Annotated in this window: 19 protein-coding genes; 13 read left to right on the top strand and 6 right to left on the bottom strand. The window is 65.9% G+C overall.

Annotated elements, in window-relative coordinates; translation table 11 throughout:
• Positions 1-12 precede the first annotated feature (12 nt).
• The 4 genes from ACE5C1_RS08340 (at position 13) to ACE5C1_RS08325 (ending at position 1,467) form a co-directional block, all read left to right on the top strand.
• On the top strand, positions 13-381 hold the full coding sequence (locus tag ACE5C1_RS08340) for a phage holin family protein (protein WP_374943601.1): 369 nt from the start codon (positions 13-15) through the stop codon (positions 379-381).
• A complete protein-coding gene (locus ACE5C1_RS08335; RefSeq protein WP_374943600.1) occupies positions 378-704 on the top strand; it encodes a phosphatase in 327 nt (108 codons plus the stop codon). Before ACE5C1_RS08340 ends, ACE5C1_RS08335 begins: the two co-directional genes overlap by 4 nt.
• Complete coding sequence (locus ACE5C1_RS08330) at positions 701-1,141, top strand: hypothetical protein (protein ID WP_374943599.1); 441 nt, start codon at positions 701-703, stop codon at positions 1,139-1,141. Before ACE5C1_RS08335 ends, ACE5C1_RS08330 begins: the two co-directional genes overlap by 4 nt.
• Before the next feature lie 95 nt (positions 1,142-1,236).
• Complete coding sequence (locus ACE5C1_RS08325) at positions 1,237-1,467, top strand: DUF4170 domain-containing protein (RefSeq protein ID WP_374943598.1); 231 nt, start codon at positions 1,237-1,239, stop codon at positions 1,465-1,467.
• Positions 1,468-1,605: 138 nt separating this feature from the next.
• Here the strand turns inward: ACE5C1_RS08325 and ACE5C1_RS08320 are convergent, their stop codons facing one another.
• The 3 genes from ACE5C1_RS08320 to carB form a co-directional block, all read right to left on the bottom strand.
• On the bottom strand, positions 1,606-2,220 hold the full coding sequence (locus ACE5C1_RS08320; RefSeq protein ID WP_374943597.1) for a rhomboid family intramembrane serine protease: 615 nt from the start codon (positions 2,218-2,220) through the stop codon (positions 1,606-1,608).
• A gap of 26 nt (positions 2,221-2,246) precedes the next feature.
• Positions 2,247-2,723, bottom strand: coding sequence for a transcription elongation factor GreA (gene greA / locus ACE5C1_RS08315; protein WP_374943596.1), 477 nt, complete (start codon positions 2,721-2,723; stop codon positions 2,247-2,249).
• Positions 2,724-2,799: 76 nt separating this feature from the next.
• Positions 2,800-6,132, bottom strand: coding sequence for a carbamoyl-phosphate synthase large subunit (carB, locus tag ACE5C1_RS08310; RefSeq protein ID WP_374943595.1), 3,333 nt, complete (start codon positions 6,130-6,132; stop codon positions 2,800-2,802).
• Between the two features lie 51 nt (positions 6,133-6,183).
• On the opposite strand from carB, the gene ACE5C1_RS08305 reads away from it, so the two are divergent.
• Entirely contained in the window at positions 6,184-6,426 is a 243-nt protein-coding gene (locus tag ACE5C1_RS08305; protein ID WP_374943594.1) for a hypothetical protein, read from the top strand.
• Positions 6,398-6,832, top strand: a complete 435-nt coding sequence (locus tag ACE5C1_RS08300; protein ID WP_374943593.1) for a PIN domain-containing protein — start codon at positions 6,398-6,400, stop codon at positions 6,830-6,832. The genes ACE5C1_RS08305 and ACE5C1_RS08300 overlap by 29 nt, the downstream gene beginning before the upstream one ends.
• Here the strand turns inward: ACE5C1_RS08300 and ACE5C1_RS08295 are convergent.
• Positions 6,810-6,932, bottom strand: coding sequence for a hypothetical protein (locus tag ACE5C1_RS08295; RefSeq protein ID WP_374943633.1), 123 nt, complete (start codon positions 6,930-6,932; stop codon positions 6,810-6,812). The two genes, ACE5C1_RS08300 and ACE5C1_RS08295, sit on opposite strands and share 23 nt — an antisense overlap.
• Before the next feature lie 308 nt (positions 6,933-7,240).
• The gene (gene carA, locus ACE5C1_RS08290) at positions 7,241-8,428 is read right to left on the bottom strand and encodes a glutamine-hydrolyzing carbamoyl-phosphate synthase small subunit (RefSeq protein ID WP_374943592.1); all 1,188 of its coding nucleotides are present in this window, start codon (positions 8,426-8,428) and stop codon (positions 7,241-7,243) included.
• A 103-nt stretch (positions 8,429-8,531) separates the two neighbouring features.
• On the opposite strand from carA, the gene ACE5C1_RS08285 reads away from it, so the two are divergent.
• The 5 genes from ACE5C1_RS08285 to ACE5C1_RS08265 are packed head-to-tail and all read left to right on the top strand — an operon-like array spanning position 8,532 to position 13,478.
• Complete coding sequence (locus ACE5C1_RS08285; RefSeq protein WP_374943591.1) at positions 8,532-8,987, top strand: GatB/YqeY domain-containing protein; 456 nt, start codon at positions 8,532-8,534, stop codon at positions 8,985-8,987.
• A 20-nt stretch (positions 8,988-9,007) separates the two neighbouring features.
• Positions 9,008-10,882 (top strand): DNA primase, encoded by a 1,875-nt coding sequence (gene dnaG, locus ACE5C1_RS08280; RefSeq protein ID WP_374943590.1) that lies wholly within the window; start codon positions 9,008-9,010, stop codon positions 10,880-10,882.
• Complete coding sequence (gene rpoD / locus ACE5C1_RS08275) at positions 10,882-12,897, top strand: RNA polymerase sigma factor RpoD (protein WP_374943589.1); 2,016 nt, start codon at positions 10,882-10,884, stop codon at positions 12,895-12,897. Before dnaG ends, rpoD begins: the two co-directional genes overlap by 1 nt.
• A gap of 10 nt (positions 12,898-12,907) precedes the next feature.
• On the top strand, positions 12,908-13,135 hold the full coding sequence (locus ACE5C1_RS08270) for a hypothetical protein (protein ID WP_374943588.1): 228 nt from the start codon (positions 12,908-12,910) through the stop codon (positions 13,133-13,135).
• Complete coding sequence (locus ACE5C1_RS08265) at positions 13,125-13,478, top strand: type II toxin-antitoxin system PemK/MazF family toxin (RefSeq protein WP_374943587.1); 354 nt, start codon at positions 13,125-13,127, stop codon at positions 13,476-13,478. Before ACE5C1_RS08270 ends, ACE5C1_RS08265 begins: the two co-directional genes overlap by 11 nt.
• Before the next feature lie 171 nt (positions 13,479-13,649).
• Here the strand turns inward: ACE5C1_RS08265 and ACE5C1_RS08260 are convergent, their stop codons facing one another.
• Complete coding sequence (locus ACE5C1_RS08260) at positions 13,650-13,811, bottom strand: hypothetical protein (protein WP_374943632.1); 162 nt, start codon at positions 13,809-13,811, stop codon at positions 13,650-13,652.
• Between ACE5C1_RS08260 and ACE5C1_RS08255 the strand changes: the two genes are divergently transcribed.
• Both ACE5C1_RS08255 and ACE5C1_RS08250 read left to right on the top strand, forming a co-directional pair.
• Positions 13,737-14,288 carry a hypothetical protein gene (locus ACE5C1_RS08255; RefSeq protein ID WP_374943630.1) on the top strand — a complete coding sequence of 184 codons (552 nt, stop codon included), beginning with the start codon at positions 13,737-13,739 and terminating at the stop codon, positions 14,286-14,288. The two genes, ACE5C1_RS08260 and ACE5C1_RS08255, sit on opposite strands and share 75 nt — an antisense overlap.
• A gap of 54 nt (positions 14,289-14,342) precedes the next feature.
• Positions 14,343-15,215: an AAA family ATPase gene (locus ACE5C1_RS08250; RefSeq protein ID WP_374943586.1), complete on the top strand. Its 873-nt coding sequence runs from the start codon at positions 14,343-14,345 to the stop codon at positions 15,213-15,215.
• Positions 15,216-15,248 lie beyond the last annotated feature (33 nt).

Raw genomic sequence — 15,248 nt, 5'->3', positions numbered from 1 at the left:
CGCGAGGTGGCGTTGGCTGAACTCAAGGTCGAACATCGCGGCGATGCCGACGTCGAGCCGGGAATCGCGACGCTGGCGACCCAGCTGATCGACGACACACGCGAGGTCGTGAGCGCCGAGATCGCGGTTCACAAGGCGCGGATCGGCGAACGCATAGCTGCGTACAAGGGCGCGGCGGTCTTCTTTGCGATCGCTGGCGTGCTCGCGCTGGCGGCGCTGATCGCGCTGCTGGTCGGGCTGATTCTCACCCTGGCAACCCTGATCGGACCCGGGCTGGCGACGCTTGCGGTGGTGGTCGGCACGCTGGTGATCGCGGGCGTGCTGGCGATGATCGGCAAGGGCCGGCTGGCCGCGCCCGCAATCCCGGAGCGACGCGCATGACAGCCCCCACCCCCGTTGAAACGCTCGCCGCCGCCGAAGCGCGGGTGGCTGTCGCTCATCAGCGGCTGACCCACACGGTCACCCAGCTACAAGCCAAGCTCGATCCGCGCGAACGCGCACACCGTGCGGCGCGCGAGGCACGGATCGTCGGCGAAACCGCCACCGCCATCGCCAAGGACAAGCCGGAGATCGTCGCAGGCGTTGCGGCCGCCGGCATTCTGTTCCTGGCGCGCCACCGCATCGCCCGGCTGTTCCGCCGCCGCCGCAAGAATACTCCCCCCGCGCATGCGGGACTGACACCAGTGATGAGGACGCACCCATGACCGACACGAACGACAACAACCACGCCGATTCGCACGGGCGCCTGCGCGATGGCTATGAAGCGGTCTACGATCGCACCGCCAAGACGACGGCCAAGGCGGTGGACGCCGCCTCCGACGCCGCGCGCCGCGCAACGCGCGAGATCGAATCGAACCCGCTCGCGCTGCTGGTCGGCGGCATCGCGGTCGGCGCCGCGGTCGGCGCGCTGCTGCCGCGGTCGGACAAGGAAAAGGAGCTGCTCGCCCCGCTCGGCGCCCGTCTCGGCAGCCAGGCGCGTGCCGCGCTCTCCGCCGCCAAGGATGCCGGACGCTCCGAACTGGAGACCCGCGGCCTGACCAGGGACGCGGCGCGCAACCAGGTCAAGGGCTTGCTCGACGGCGTACTCAAGGCCGCGAGTTCGGCGGGCTCCGCCGCGACAAAGTCCGCCTCTGCGCAATAGTGCGATCCGCAACGGCGCGCGACACCCCGCGCGCCGTTGCAGCGCCTTCGCACACGCTCTAGGAGGCGGGTTCACCTTCCCCAAGGGCATTCCCGATGAGCAAGCTCCACCTCGTCTTCGGCGGCCGCGTCGCCGACCCCCAGACGCTCGACTTCGAGGACCTGAAGTCGATCGAGATCGTCGGCGTCTTCCCCGATTATTCCAGCGCCGAGAAGGCCTGGCGCGGTGCGGCGCAGCGGACGGTGGACGACGCCGAGATGAAGTTCGTCGTGGTCCACCTCCACCGCCTGCTGGAACCCGACATGCTGGCGAAAGGTACGGACTGACATCGCGCCGAACGGTTTAGCCAGCCCCTTCGACTTCGCTCGGCGCGAACGTAGAATAGGCAAGAAGCGCTCAGGTCCAGCTTCGTTCGTGCTGAGCGAAGTCGAAGCACCTTTTTCAAAGCGCGACGCTCGCGCCTCTCAAGCGTCCCGATACCGCCATAACAACAATGGCCGCGCCAGCACCAGTCCTGCGACGAACCCGCCGATATGCGCGCCGATGGCCACGGTGACCCCGCCCATCCCCGCGGCGCCGATCAGCAGCTGCAACCCGATCCACCCCGCCGCCAGCCATGCGATATGGACGACGTCGGCCGGCACCGGCCCGATCGCCTTAGCGCGCCGCTCGCCATAGAGCAGAGCGTAGGCGCCAACGATCGCGGAGATCGCCCCACTCGCTCCGATCATCGGCGCGGCGGACGCCGGATCGAACGCCCATTGCGCCGCCGCCGCGGCATAGGCGCCGACACCGTAGAGAACCGCGATCGCGGCGGACCCAAGCGTCCGCTCGAGCAGCCGCCCACAATAGACGAGCATGATCAGGTTGAAGACAAGGTGCCCGATACCGCCATGGACGAGCGTCGCGGTGAGCGGCGTCAGGAAAACCGGCACGACAAGCGGCAGCCCGTCAGGCAACGCCGCGCCTGCCAGCCGCACCGGCACGAACCCCGCGCCGTACGCCATCGCGGACAGCCCGCCGGACACCAGAATCAGCACCGACGCGACCGCCGTGGCGATCGCAATGCCGACGGTCACCCGGGCATCGGACCAGCTGGAGCTATTCAGATGAAGTCGATCTTCGACACGACGTACCAGCGGTCGCCCGACGGCACGGTCACTTCGACCTCCTCGTCGACCTTGCGCCCGATCAGCGCGCGACCGAGTGGCGAGTTGTAGCTGATCCGCCCGGACTTGGCGTTCGCCTCGGTCTGGCCGACGATCTGGTAGGTGATCGCCTTGTCGTCCTCGTCGAGCAAGGTCACCGTCGCCCCGAACACCACCTTGTCGCCCGACAGGTCCTTGGGATCGATGATCTGCGCGCGGCTGAGCTTGTCCTCGATGTCGGAGATGGTGGCCTCGTTCTGGCCCTGCTGCTCCTTGGCAGCGTGATATTCGGCATTTTCGGACAAGTCGCCGTGCGCGCGCGCCTCCTCGATCGCGTCGACGATCAGGGGACGCTCCGTTTTCAGACGCCGCAGCTCTGCCGTGAGCGTTTCATAGCCCTCCTGCAGCATCGGCATCTTGTCGACGGTGGCCATGTCCTTGTCCCCAATATCGTTTCGCCCCGCGCGAAGCCGGTCAGGCCCGCGACGCACATCATACTGCTTGTCGGGATCAGTCGTGCGACTGAGAATAATAGGATTGCAGCGGCCGTACTTCAAGCCCGCGACTCCCCCCCGCCGCGATCGCCTTCGCCGCCTCGACCGCGGCGGGCGCGGTGGTGAAATAGGGGATGCGCTGCGCCAACGCCGCCTGGCGGATCGGCTTGGAGTCCTTCAGGCTCTGCCAGCCTTCGGTGGTGTTGAAGATCAGCGCGATGCCCCCGTCCTTGATCCGGTCGACGATGTGCGGCCGTCCTTGTGCGACCTTGTTGACCCGCTCGACCGGCACGTCGGCGCGCATCAGATGGTCCGCGGTCCCACCAGTCGCAACGATGGTGAAGCCGTGCTCGACCAGGTTGCGCGCCGCACCGACGATCGCCGCCTTGTCGCCATCCTTGACGCTGACGAACACCGCGCCGCTTTCCGGCAGGACGGTCCCGGCGCCAAGCTGCGCCTTGACGAAGGCTGTGGTGAAATCGCTATCGATTCCCATGACTTCGCCAGTACTCTTCATCTCCGGCGACAGCACCGGGTCGGTCCCGGGAAAGCGGTTGAACGGGAACACCGCCTCCTTCACCGCGACATGCGCGATGTGGCGATCGATCATCGGCAGATCCTTCAGCTTCTCGCCCGCCATCACGCGCGCCGCGATCTTGGCGACCGGAACCCCGATCGCCTTGGCGACGAACGGCACCGTGCGGCTGGCGCGCGGATTGACCTCGATCAGGTAAACAAGCCCGTCCTTCACCGCGAACTGGATGTTCATCAGCCCCTTAACGGACAGGCCATGCGCCAGCGCCACGGTCTGTCGCTCGATCTCGGCGATGATCTCCGCCGACAGGCTGTACGGCGGCATCGAGCAGGCGCTGTCGCCCGAATGGACCCCGGCTTCCTCGATATGCTGGAGCACGCCCGCGACGACGACGTCCTCGCCGTCGCAGATCGCGTCGACGTCGACCTCGATCGCATCGCGCAGATACTGGTCGATCAGGACCGGCGAGTCCCCCGATACCTGCACCGCGGTGGCGATATAGTCGTCGAGTTGCGCGGGCGTGTCGACGATCTCCATTGCGCGGCCGCCCAGGACGTAGCTGGGGCGCATCAGCACCGGATAGCCGATCCGCTCCGCCGCCACGATCGCCTCGTCGCGGCTGCGCGCCAGGCCGTTGGCGGGCTGCAACAATTTCAGCTTGCTGACCAACCCAGCGAACCGCTCGCGATCCTCTGCCAGATCGATCGCATCCGGCGAGGTGCCTAAAATCGGAATCCCCGCCGCCTCCAGAGCGCGCGCCAAATTAAGCGGAGTCTGCCCTCCGAACTGGACGATAACCCCGACCAGCTCGCCGCGCGACCGCTCGACGTCGAGGATCGCGAGCACGTCCTCGGCGGTCAGCGGCTCGAAATACAGCCGGTCCGACGTGTCGTAATCGGTGCTCACCGTCTCCGGATTGCAATTGACCATGATCGTCTCATAGCCCGCGTCCGCCAGCGCGAAGCACGCATGGCAGCAGCAATAATCGAACTCGATCCCCTGCCCGATCCGGTTCGGCCCGCCGCCCAGGATAACGATCTTGCGCCGCTCCGATGGCTGGCTCTCGTCCTCCGGCTCGCCGAACGATGGCGCCTCATAGGTCGAATACATGTATGGCGTCTTGGCGGCGAACTCGGCCGCGCAAGTGTCGATCCGCTTGAACACCGGCCTGACACCCAGCCGATGCCGCAAGGCGCGCACCTCGCTCTCGGTGACACCGCCGGTCATCGCGACCACCGCCTCGTGGATCAGCCCCGATCCTCGTGCGATGCCGCGGTTCATCCCGCGCAGGTCGACCGACTGCAGCGCCAGCCACGCGAGCCGCTTGTCGCTGAACCCCATAGCCTTGAGCCGCCGCAGCCCCGCGGCTTCGATCGGCAGTCCGTCCTTCATCACCTCATTCTCGGCGGCGATGATCTCGGCGATCCGCTCCAGGAACCAGGGATCGTATTTGGCGATCGCATGGACCTCGGCAACGGTGAACCCTTCGCGCAACGCCTGCGCCGCGACCAGCAGCCGGTCGGGTGTCGCGCGCGCCAGCGCCGCCTCGATCTCCGCGCGCGGCGCGCCGACCAGCGCGTCGACCTGGTTGAAGCCCGACAGCCCGGTCTCCAATCCGCGCAATGCTTTCTGCATCGATTCGTGGATATTGCGCCCGATCGCCATGACTTCGCCGACGCTCTTCATCGCGGTGCCGAGGATCGGCTCGGCCCCCTTGAACTTCTCGAACGCGAAGCGCGGGATCTTGGTCACGACATAGTCGATCGTCGGCTCGAACGCCGCCGGGGTCGCGCCTGTAATGTCGTTGACGATCTCGTCGAGCGTGTACCCCACCGCCAGCTTTGCCGCGACCTTGGCGATCGGAAAGCCAGTCGCCTTGGACGCCAGCGCCGAAGAGCGGCTGACCCGCGGGTTCATCTCGATGACGATCAGCCGCCCGTCCTTAGGATTGACCGCGAACTGGACGTTGGAACCCCCTGTTTCGACGCCGATTTCGCGCAAGCAAGCGATGCTTGCGTTGCGCATGATCTGATATTCCTTGTCGGTCAGAGTCAGCGCCGGCGCGACCGTGATCGAATCGCCGGTGTGGACCCCCATCGGATCGACGTTCTCGATGGAGCAGATGATGATAGCATTGTCCGCACGGTCGCGGACCACCTCCATCTCATATTCCTTCCAGCCGAGCAGCGATTCCTCGATCAACACCTCGGTCGTCGGCGACAGATCGAGCCCGTTCCGCACGATGGCGACGAACTCCTCGCGATTGTACGCGATCCCGCCGCCCGATCCGCCCATCGTGAAGCTCGGCCGGATGATCGCGGGCAATCCCACCTTTTCGAGCGCTTCCAGAGCCTCCTTCTGATCGTGTGCAATCGCCGAGCGCGCCGACTCCAGCCCGATCCGGTCCATCGCGTCGCGGAACTTCAGCCGGTCTTCGGCCATGTCGATGGCGTCCGCATCCGCCCCGATCATCTGCACGCCGTACTTGGCCAAAGTACCGTCGCGGAACAGCGCCAGCGCGGTGTTGAGCGCGGTCTGCCCTCCCATCGTCGGCAGCACCGCGTCCGGCCGTTCCTTTTCGATGATCCTGGCGACGATCTCCGGCGTGATCGGCTCGACGTATGTGGCGTCGGCCAGCTCGGGATCGGTCATGATCGTCGCCGGGTTCGAATTGACCAGGACGATACGGTAGCCCTCCTCCTTCAACGCCTTGATCGCCTGCGTGCCCGAATAATCGAACTCGCACGCCTGCCCGATGACGATCGGCCCCGCGCCGATGACGAGGATGGAGGAGATGTCGGTGCGTTTGGGCATGGCGACCTAGATGTGATAAAGGCGCAGTGAATGCGCGGGAGACGAGCGGCGTTGGAACGATACACGATCGAGGTGCGGGAGGACGCGGTGCCGTTCCTGCACGAAGCGGCGGAAGCCAAGGGCGTGTCTGTCGAAGAGGAGATCGGCCGCTTGGTGCAGCGGACTTACGCCAAGCGCGCCGAGGACGACTGGGTGCATGAACTGATCGCCATGAGCAGGCCAGGCGTCGACTTTGAAATCCCACGGATGCCGTACGACAGACAGGATGTGTTCGCCTTTGATGATTTTGATTGATACAAATGTTTTTAGCGAGCTGATGAAGCCCGCGCCCGATGACGCTGTGGTGGACTGGCTGTTTGCCCACCGCAACGAGACGCTGCTATCGACCTTGGTCGTGGCTGAAATCGACTTTGGCGTGCGGACGACTCGCGGCCCCGACAAGCGCAAAATGCTGCGAGGCTGGCTAGACCGGCTGATCGAGCAACACCAGGGCCGGACGGTGGACTTCGACCTCGCCGCAGCGCGCCGCTGGGCGGAAATGAGTGCGGCCGTCCTGATCGCCGACCTGCGGGCCGGGTCGCGCCCCTTCGACACACTGATCGCTGTCCAGGCGCTCGCGCTCGACGTACCACTCGCTACGCGCAACTTCCGCCATTTCGAAACGACCGCAGTACGGATCATCGACCCGTGGCAGGCGTGATCGCCGGCATCTCCGAATAATCGAACTCGCACGCCTGTTCGATGACGATCGGCCCCGCGCCGATGACGAGGATGGAGCAGATGTCGGTGCGTTTGGGCATTTAAATCTCGTACAGGCCATAGCGACTAAATATAACCTCTACAGACGGCCGCTGCGTCAACGCGAGCTTCTTTACGCAAGCGAAGATCACCCGTTTTTTGGGGTTTTGATCGATCCAGAGGAGGGCACGGACGTCCCAGCGGTTTCCGTTCTCGTACCTGATCCTTTTAGCACCACACTTGCGAAAGGCCGGCACAAGTGCCCGGAGTCGCTCGGGCGCGCCGATCAGCCTCACGTTACCATGTATAGCTACTAGCGCGTAACTTGCAGAAGGAGCGGTCAACAACGCAGCAACAAGCGCAAGCCGTCTCACCGCAAGGTTCCGACAAACCGCTCGAATAGGTACATACTGTCCTGCGGCCCCGGGCTCGCTTCCGGATGGTATTGCACGCTGAACGCCCGCCCGCCGTCTAGTTCCAGCCCCGCGTTCGAGCCGTCGAACAGCGACACGTGCGTCTCCGTCACTCCCTCCGGCAAACTCCCGCGCTCGACCGCGAAGCCGTGGTTCATGCTGGTGATCTCGACCGCACCGTCGCTCAGCCGCTGCACCGGGTGGTTGGCCCCGCGATGCCCCTGGAACATCTTGGTCGTCCTTCCGCCGAGCGCCAGCGCGAGCAACTGGTGCCCCAAACAGATGCCGAACAGCGGCTTGCCCGTAGCGAGCAATTGGCGGATCACCGGCACCGCATATGCGCCCGTAGCCGCCGGATCGCCCGGCCCATTGGACAGGAAGATGCCGTCCGGCTCCAGCGCCATCACCGTCTCGAAGCTCGCGGTGGCCGGCACGACTGAAACCTTCGCTCCGGCCTCAACAAGGCTGCGGAAGATATTGCGTTTGCTGCCATAGTCGACCGCGACGACGTGCGGACGAGCGCCGCCATTGGCCTCACCTTCGACTGAACTTCCGCCCTCATAACCGAACCCGAGCCGCCACACGCCGCCCTCCCAGCCGTAGTGCGTCTCGGTCGACACGTCGCGCGCCAGGTCCATCCCCTCCAGCCCCGGCCACCCCCGCGCGCGGTCGAGCAGGAAGGCGAGGTCGAACACCCCGCTCGCCGAATGCGCGATCACCGCATTGGGCGCGCCGCGCTCGCGGATGCGCCGGGTCAGTGCGCGGGTGTCCACCCCCGCCAGACCGATCCGCGTGTGCCGCCGCATCCACCCGTCGAGTCGCTCGACGCTGCGGAAATTGGACGGCTCGGTCGGCATCTCGCGCACGATCGCACCCACCGCATGGGGGCCGTCGGCCTCGACGTCGTCCGGATTGACCCCGACGTTGCCGATATGCGGGAAGGTGAAGCACACCATCTGCCCCGCGAACGACGGGTCGGTCATGATCTCCTGATAGCCGGTCATCGCGGTGTGGAAGCAGACCTCGCCGACCGCATGTCCTTCCACGCCGAATCCGCGTCCCCAGACGACCTCGCCGCTCGCCAACACCAGCACACCGGTCGCGCCATCGGGCTGGGGCGCATGGCTAGGCTTCGCGTCGGCCATGATCGGCGGGCACTCCATTGGTTCGCAGCGATGTCGCTAAGCCCGGCCCGTTACGCCCCTCGCCCCTCTCGCGTCAACCGTCGTACCCGGCTATGGTGGCGCAATGATCCGAGATGATATCAATCAGGCCCAGATCGCCGCCATGAAGGCCGGCGACAAGGAAACCCGCAACGCCGTGAGCCTCATCCAGGCCGCGATCAAGAACCGAGACATCGAAGCGCGTACCGGCAAAGCGCCCGACGACGACGACGCGCTGGTTGTCGAAGTCCTCCAGAAGATGGTCAAGCAACGCCGCGAATCGATCGCCATGTTCGAGAGCGGCGGGCGCCAGGAACTCGCCGACGCCGAGAAGGCCGAGGTCGCGGTGATCGAACGTTTCCTCCCCCAGACGCTGAGCGAGGACGAGACCCGTGCCGCGATCGAGACGATCAAGGCCGAACTCGGCGCTACGGCCATGAAGGACATGGGTCGTGTCATGGCCGAGCTGAAGGCACGCCACGCCAGCGTCCTCGACATGAGCAAGGCGAGCGGGCTGGTGAAGGCCGCGCTGGCGGGTTAAGGCCGTGCTATAATGCAAGCGTGACTCTTACCCCCGCCTTCCTGGACGAACTCCGCGCCCGCACCTCGCTGACCACGCTCGTCGCCAAGACCGTCAAGCTCACCAAGGCGGGCCGCGAATCGAAGGGTTGCTGCCCTTTCCACCAGGAAAAGACGCCGTCGTTCTACGTCAACGACGACAAGGGCTTCTATCACTGCTTCGGCTGCTCGGCGCACGGCGACGCGATCCGCTGGCTGACCGATCAGCGCGGGCTGCCGTTCATCGATGCGGTCAAGGAGCTCGCGCAGGCCGCGGGGATGGAGATGCCCGCGCTCGACCGGCAGGCCGCGGAAAAGCAGGAAGCCGCGCGCGGGCTGCATGACGTCATGGCGGACGCCGCCGCCTGGTTCACCGACCAGCTCGGCGGCATCGCGGGCGCCGAAGCGCGTGCGCTGCTGGAGAAGCGCGGAGTCACGCCCAAGACCGCCCGCGACTTCGCGCTCGGCTTCGCGCCCGATTCGCGCGGCAAGCTGAAGGCCGCGCTGTCCGGTGCGGGCGACGCGATGCTCGTCGAAGCAGGCATGCTGATCCAGGTCGAGGGCAAGGAGCCTTACGACCGGTTCCGCGGCCGTCTGATGATCCCGATCCGCGACCCGCGCGGCCGCACGATCGCGTTCGGCGGCCGCATTATCGGCGACGGCGAGCCCAAATACCTCAACTCCCCCGATACCCCGCTCTTCGACAAGGGCCGCACCCTCTACAATCTCGACTGCGCCGCGCCTGCGGTGCGCAAATCCGGCCGGGTGCTCGTCGTCGAAGGCTATATGGACGTCATCGCGCTCGCACAGGCGGGGATCGCCGAGGCGGTCGCGCCGCTCGGCACCGCGCTGACCGAGGCGCAGCTCGAACGGCTGTGGCGGCTCGCCGACGTGCCGATCCTGTGCTTCGACGGCGACTCTGCAGGGCAGAAGGCCGCGCTCAGGGCCGCGCACCGCGCGCTTCCGCTACTGACCCCGGGCAAGAGCCTGGCATTCGTCACGCTTCCCGAGGGCCAGGACCCAGACGACCTCGTCCGCGCCAAAGGGGCGGCGGCGTTCGAGGCGCTCCTCGCCACCCGCGAGCCGCTGGTCGATCGCCTCTGGTCTGCCGAACTCGCCGCCGAGACGCTCGACACCCCCGAACAACGCGCCGGGTTCAAGCAGCGGCTCGCCGAACTGGCGGGCGGCATCGCCGACACCTCGGTCCGCGCCGAATACCAGTCCGAATTCCGCCAACGCTTCGCGGATCGCTTCACCCCCGCGCGAAAGCCTTTCGTGCCGTTCGAGAAGCGCCCGCCCTGGCAGGGCAAGGGCCAGTGGAAGCCGCCGATCACCTCGCCATCCTCCGCGGCCAAAGCAGTCGGCGTGGCAGGCATCGATCCATTGCTGTCGAAAGCGGTGCTGGCCGGACTGATCCGCCATCCGGTAGAGATCGCGCGGCACATGGAGGTGCTGGGGTCGCTCCGCCTTGCCGACGGCGCGCTCGGGCGGCTGTTCGAGGCGGTCGTCGATCTCGCGCTGGAGGACCGGGCGCTTGATAGCGCGCGACTCGTGACCATATTGAGCAGGTCGGGGTTCGATGCGATCGCAACCGAACTGTTGAGAGCAGACTCGATGCCCTATTCGTTCACGCAAGGCAGTGCCGATCCGTCACGCGTCCGGGAAGACCTGGACGAAGCGATTGCGGTGCTGGCGGCGCGGCCGGAGGTGGATGCGGCGCTCGCACACGCCACGGCGGCGATGCAAGCCGACTTCACCGCGGAAGCCTTCGAACGGCAGATAGCGGCGGTTAGGGAACAACAGGCGTTGGCGCTTCGGCTTGCAAATCTCGTTCAAGCCAACGAAGACGCCCGCGCGAGCGGACCTGAGGACAATTGATGGCGAATGACACGACCGACGGCGAGATTCCGCCGCTGATCGACCTGAACGATGCGTCGGTCAAGAAGGTGATCGCGCGCGCCAAGAAGCGTGGCTACATCACCTACGATCAGCTCAACGAAGCGCTGCCGCAAGGCGAGATGTCGTCGGATCAGATCGAGGACATGACGTCCGCGCTGAGCGAGATGGGCATCAACATCGTCGATAACGAGGATGCCGGCGAGGACGGCGAGGCGGAGACGCGCGCCGACGACGAGGACGAGCCCGAGGGCGAGGCCGCCGAAGTCGATGCCGGCCCTGCGGTCGAGGTCAAGAAGAAGGAGACGGTCGATCGCACCGACGATCCCGTCCGCATGTACCTGCGCGAGATGGGCGCGGTCGAGCTGCTCAGCCGCGAAGGCGAGATCGCCATCGCCAAGCGGATCGAGGCGGGCCGCGACACGATGATCCTGGGGCTGTGCGAATCGCCGATCACCTTCAACGCGATCATCGACTGGTCGACCGCGCTGAACGAAGGCACGATGCAGCTGCGCGAGATCATGGACCTCGACGCCATGCTCTCCAAGGACCCGGCCCCGGAAGCGCTGTCCGACGAGGAAGAGCCCGGCGACGGCGAGATCACCGAGAAGACCGCGGGCCCCTCGTTCAAGGAAGAAGCCGAGCCCGAGGAAGCGCCCGTCGCCGAAGAGGACGACGAGCTCACCGAACGCCGCACGCCGCGCCCCAGCGACGACGAGGAGGAGGACAACACCCTCAGCCTCGCGCAGATGGAGGAGCAGCTCAAACCCATCGCGCTCGAACGCTTCGCCAGCATCACCGCGCTCTACAAGAAGTTCGGCAAGCTCCAGCAGACCCGGCTCGACGCGATGGCCGCAGGCGGCGAGCTATCGGCGGCGGACGAGCGCAAATACCAGAAGCTGCGCGAAGAGCTGACCGCCGAGGTCGAGAGCGTCCAGTTCCATAACGCCAAGATCGAATATCTGGTCGACCAGCTCTACGCCTACAACCGGCGCCTGACTGCTTTGGGCGGCCAGATGCTGCGGCTCGCCGAGCGCCACAAGGTCAACCGCAAGGATTTCCTCGACCGCTACGTCGGTCACGAGCTCGACGAAAGCTGGCTGCAGTCGCTGGGCAAGATCGACAAGAAGTGGACCGCCTTTGTCACTAACGAGGGCGAGGCGGTGGACCGCATCCGCACCGAGATTGGCGAGATCGCGCAGGCGACCGGCATGGCGCTCGGCGAGTTCCGCCGGATCGTCAACATGGTCCAGAAGGGCGAGCGCGAAGCACGCATCGCCAAGAAGGAGATGGTCGAGGCGAATCTGCGCCTCGTGATCTCCATTGCTAAAAAGTATACGAACCGCGGATTGCAATTCCTTGATCTTATTCAGGAAGGCAACATCGGGCTGATGAAGGCGGTCGACAAGTTCGAATACCGCCGCGGCTACAAGTTCAGCACCTACGCCACATGGTGGATCCGTCAGGCGATCACCCGCAGCATCGCGGACCAGGCGCGCACGATCCGCATCCCGGTCCACATGATCGAGACGATCAACAAGCTGGTCCGCACCAGTCGGCAGTTCCTCCACGAGCAGGGCCGCGAGCCGACGCCCGAGGAGATGGCGGAGCGCCTCTCCATGCCGCTGGAGAAGGTCCGCAAGGTGATGAAGATCGCCAAGGAGCCGATCAGCCTCGAAACGCCGATCGGCGACGAGGAGGATTCGCATCTCGGCGACTTCATCGAGGACAAGAACGCGGTCATCCCGGTCGACGCGGCGATCCAGGCGAACCTCAAGGAAACGGTGACCCGGGTGCTGGCGTCGCTGACCCCACGCGAGGAACGCGTGCTGCGCATGCGCTTCGGCATCGGCATGAACACCGATCACACGCTGGAGGAGGTCGGCCAGCAGTTCAGCGTCACCCGCGAACGCATCCGCCAGATCGAGGCCAAGGCGCTGCGCAAACTGAAACATCCCAGCCGCAGCCGCAAGATGCGCTCGTTCCTGGATCAGTAGGAGCAGAGCCATGCCGACCGCATCGAACGCCCACGCCGTGCCGCAGTCTTTGGTCCAAAAAATTGGGGAATTGCCGCGCGGGCGGGTGGCGGAGGTGGAGGATTTCGTCGACTTCCTCAGTCTTCGCGAACGCGAGACGTCAGATGCAGCGCTGCGTCGCGCGGCGATGAGCGCCAGTGCGTCGTCGCTGGCCGCGATCTGGAACAATCCAGAGGACGACGTTTACGATGCTCTCTGACACGGACGTGCTCGCGTTCGGCGATGTCGTCCTCGTGCCGTTTCCTTTTACCGACCAGTCCGGCGTCAAGCGCCGTCCCGCCGTCGTCATCAGCGCCGCGCTGGCGAACGACACGAGACCAGACGTGATCCTCATGCCGATCACGAGCCAGACGCGCGAGCAAGCGGGCGGGCGCGACCTGATGGTCGGCGCCTGGAGTGAGGCGGGCCTGCTCAAGCCCTCGGCAATCAAACCCGTCATGGCCACGCTGGAACGCGCCCTGATCCTTCGTCGCCTCGGTCTATTGCAGGCCGTCGATCGGGACGCACTGCGGCGCGCATTGGCCGCCTTGATCGGCGGCTGACCGGCAACACCCGGCAAATCCTTGCCGCCCGGCGGAACGTGCTTGCCGGAAGGTTAAGCTCGCCTACACCGCGCCTTTACACGCTTCGCACTACCTCAGGCACGAAGATCGACACGGCGGACGCTGCGTCTCCCGGATCTTTGTGTCGAGGTATCAATGCGTTCGGACAGTTCAGAGCAGCGAGCGGCGGTCGGCGGCACCGCGGGCCAGGTGACAGCGCGAGTCGCGGGCATAGAGGGGAGCACCGGCAATCGCCACTTGGCGCGACTTCTCCGGCCAACTGTTCCACTGCGCGACCTTGGCGACCTGTGCCACGCTCTTTGCGCCGTCCATGGCAAGCGCCCGGACATGATCGAGGGCGCGCTGGAGGCGTCGGCCGACCCGGTCGAGCGCGACTGGCTCGCGGACGCCGCCGGTGGCTTTGCCGACGAGCGCCACTATCTCGCCCGCCTCGTCGCGGCCGCAGGCCCCCTGCCCTCCACGCCGGGCCAAGCGGAATGCGAAGCTGCGTTCGTGGGCCTGCGCCACGCTTTCGCGATGCTCGCGCGATCGGGCCGCTCGGGCTGCGCCATCGGTGCGATCGAGGCGCTGGTGATGGAATGGCGCGTCATCCGCCCGATCCTGGACCGCGCCGCCGACCGCTTCCACGTCGCGGGCGCCACCTGCGCGATGCCCGCCACCTTCGCCGACATCCAGACCACCGCTGGCCAGGAGCGCGCGATGGCGTTCGGCGCGCAGCAATTGCTCGTCCAGCACCGCGGGTTGTGGGACCTGCTCGAAAGCCGCTCCGCCGCACGCGACGCCGCCTGACGGGTTGCGCGGGCCCGCCCGCTGCCGCAAAGACGTCGGCGAAGGGGCTGCGCAATGAAACGTTTCGAAGGCACCGCAGGCTATGTCGCGACCGACGACCTGAAAGTCGCGGTCAACGCCGCCGTCACGCTGCGCCGCCCGCTGCTGGTCAAAGGCGAGCCCGGCACCGGCAAGACCGTCCTCGCCTATGAGATCGCCAAGGCGGTCGGTGCGCCGCTGATCGAATGGAACGTCAAATCGACGACGAAGGCGCAGCAGGGCCTGTACGAATACGATGCGGTCGCTCGCCTGCGCGACGGCCAGCTCGGCGACGCGCGGGTCCACGACATCGCCAATTACATCCGCCGGGGCAAATTGTGGGAAGCGTTCACGATGGACCGGCCCCCGGTCCTGCTGATCGACGAGATCGACAAGGCCGATATCGAGTTCCCCAACGACCTGCTCCAGGAGCTCGATCGGATGGAGTTCCACGTCTACGAGACCAAGGAGACCGTCCGTGCGGGAGATGTTCCAGGAAGCGGGCGCCCGATCGTTGTCATCACGTCGAACAACGAAAAGGAGCTGCCCGACGCTTTCCTGCGCCGCTGCTTCTTTCATTACATCAAATTCCCCGATCGCGAGACGATGCAGCGAATCGTCGACGTCCATTTCCCCGGCATCCAGAAGCTGCTGGTGAGCAAGGCGATGGACATCTTCTACGACGTTCGCGACGTCCCCGGGCTCAAGAAGAAGCCGTCGACCAGCGAGCTGCTCGACTGGCTGAAACTCCTGCTGCACGAAGACATGCCGCTGGAAGCGCTCCAGAACCGCGACCCGACCAAGGCGATCCCGCCCCTCCACGGCGCGCTGCTCAAGAACGAGCAGGACGTGATGCTCTTCGAACGCCTCGCGTTCATGGCCAAGCGCCAAGCGAACCGGCCGGGCTGAGCAATACTTTATTAACCATCCCACGCTACCCGC

Source organism: Sphingomonas sp. (assembly GCF_964263785.1).
GTDB lineage: Bacteria > Pseudomonadota > Alphaproteobacteria > Sphingomonadales > Sphingomonadaceae > Sphingomonas.
The sequence above is the reverse complement of the archived record's forward strand: the minus strand, read 5'-3'. Positions and strand labels throughout refer to the sequence as shown.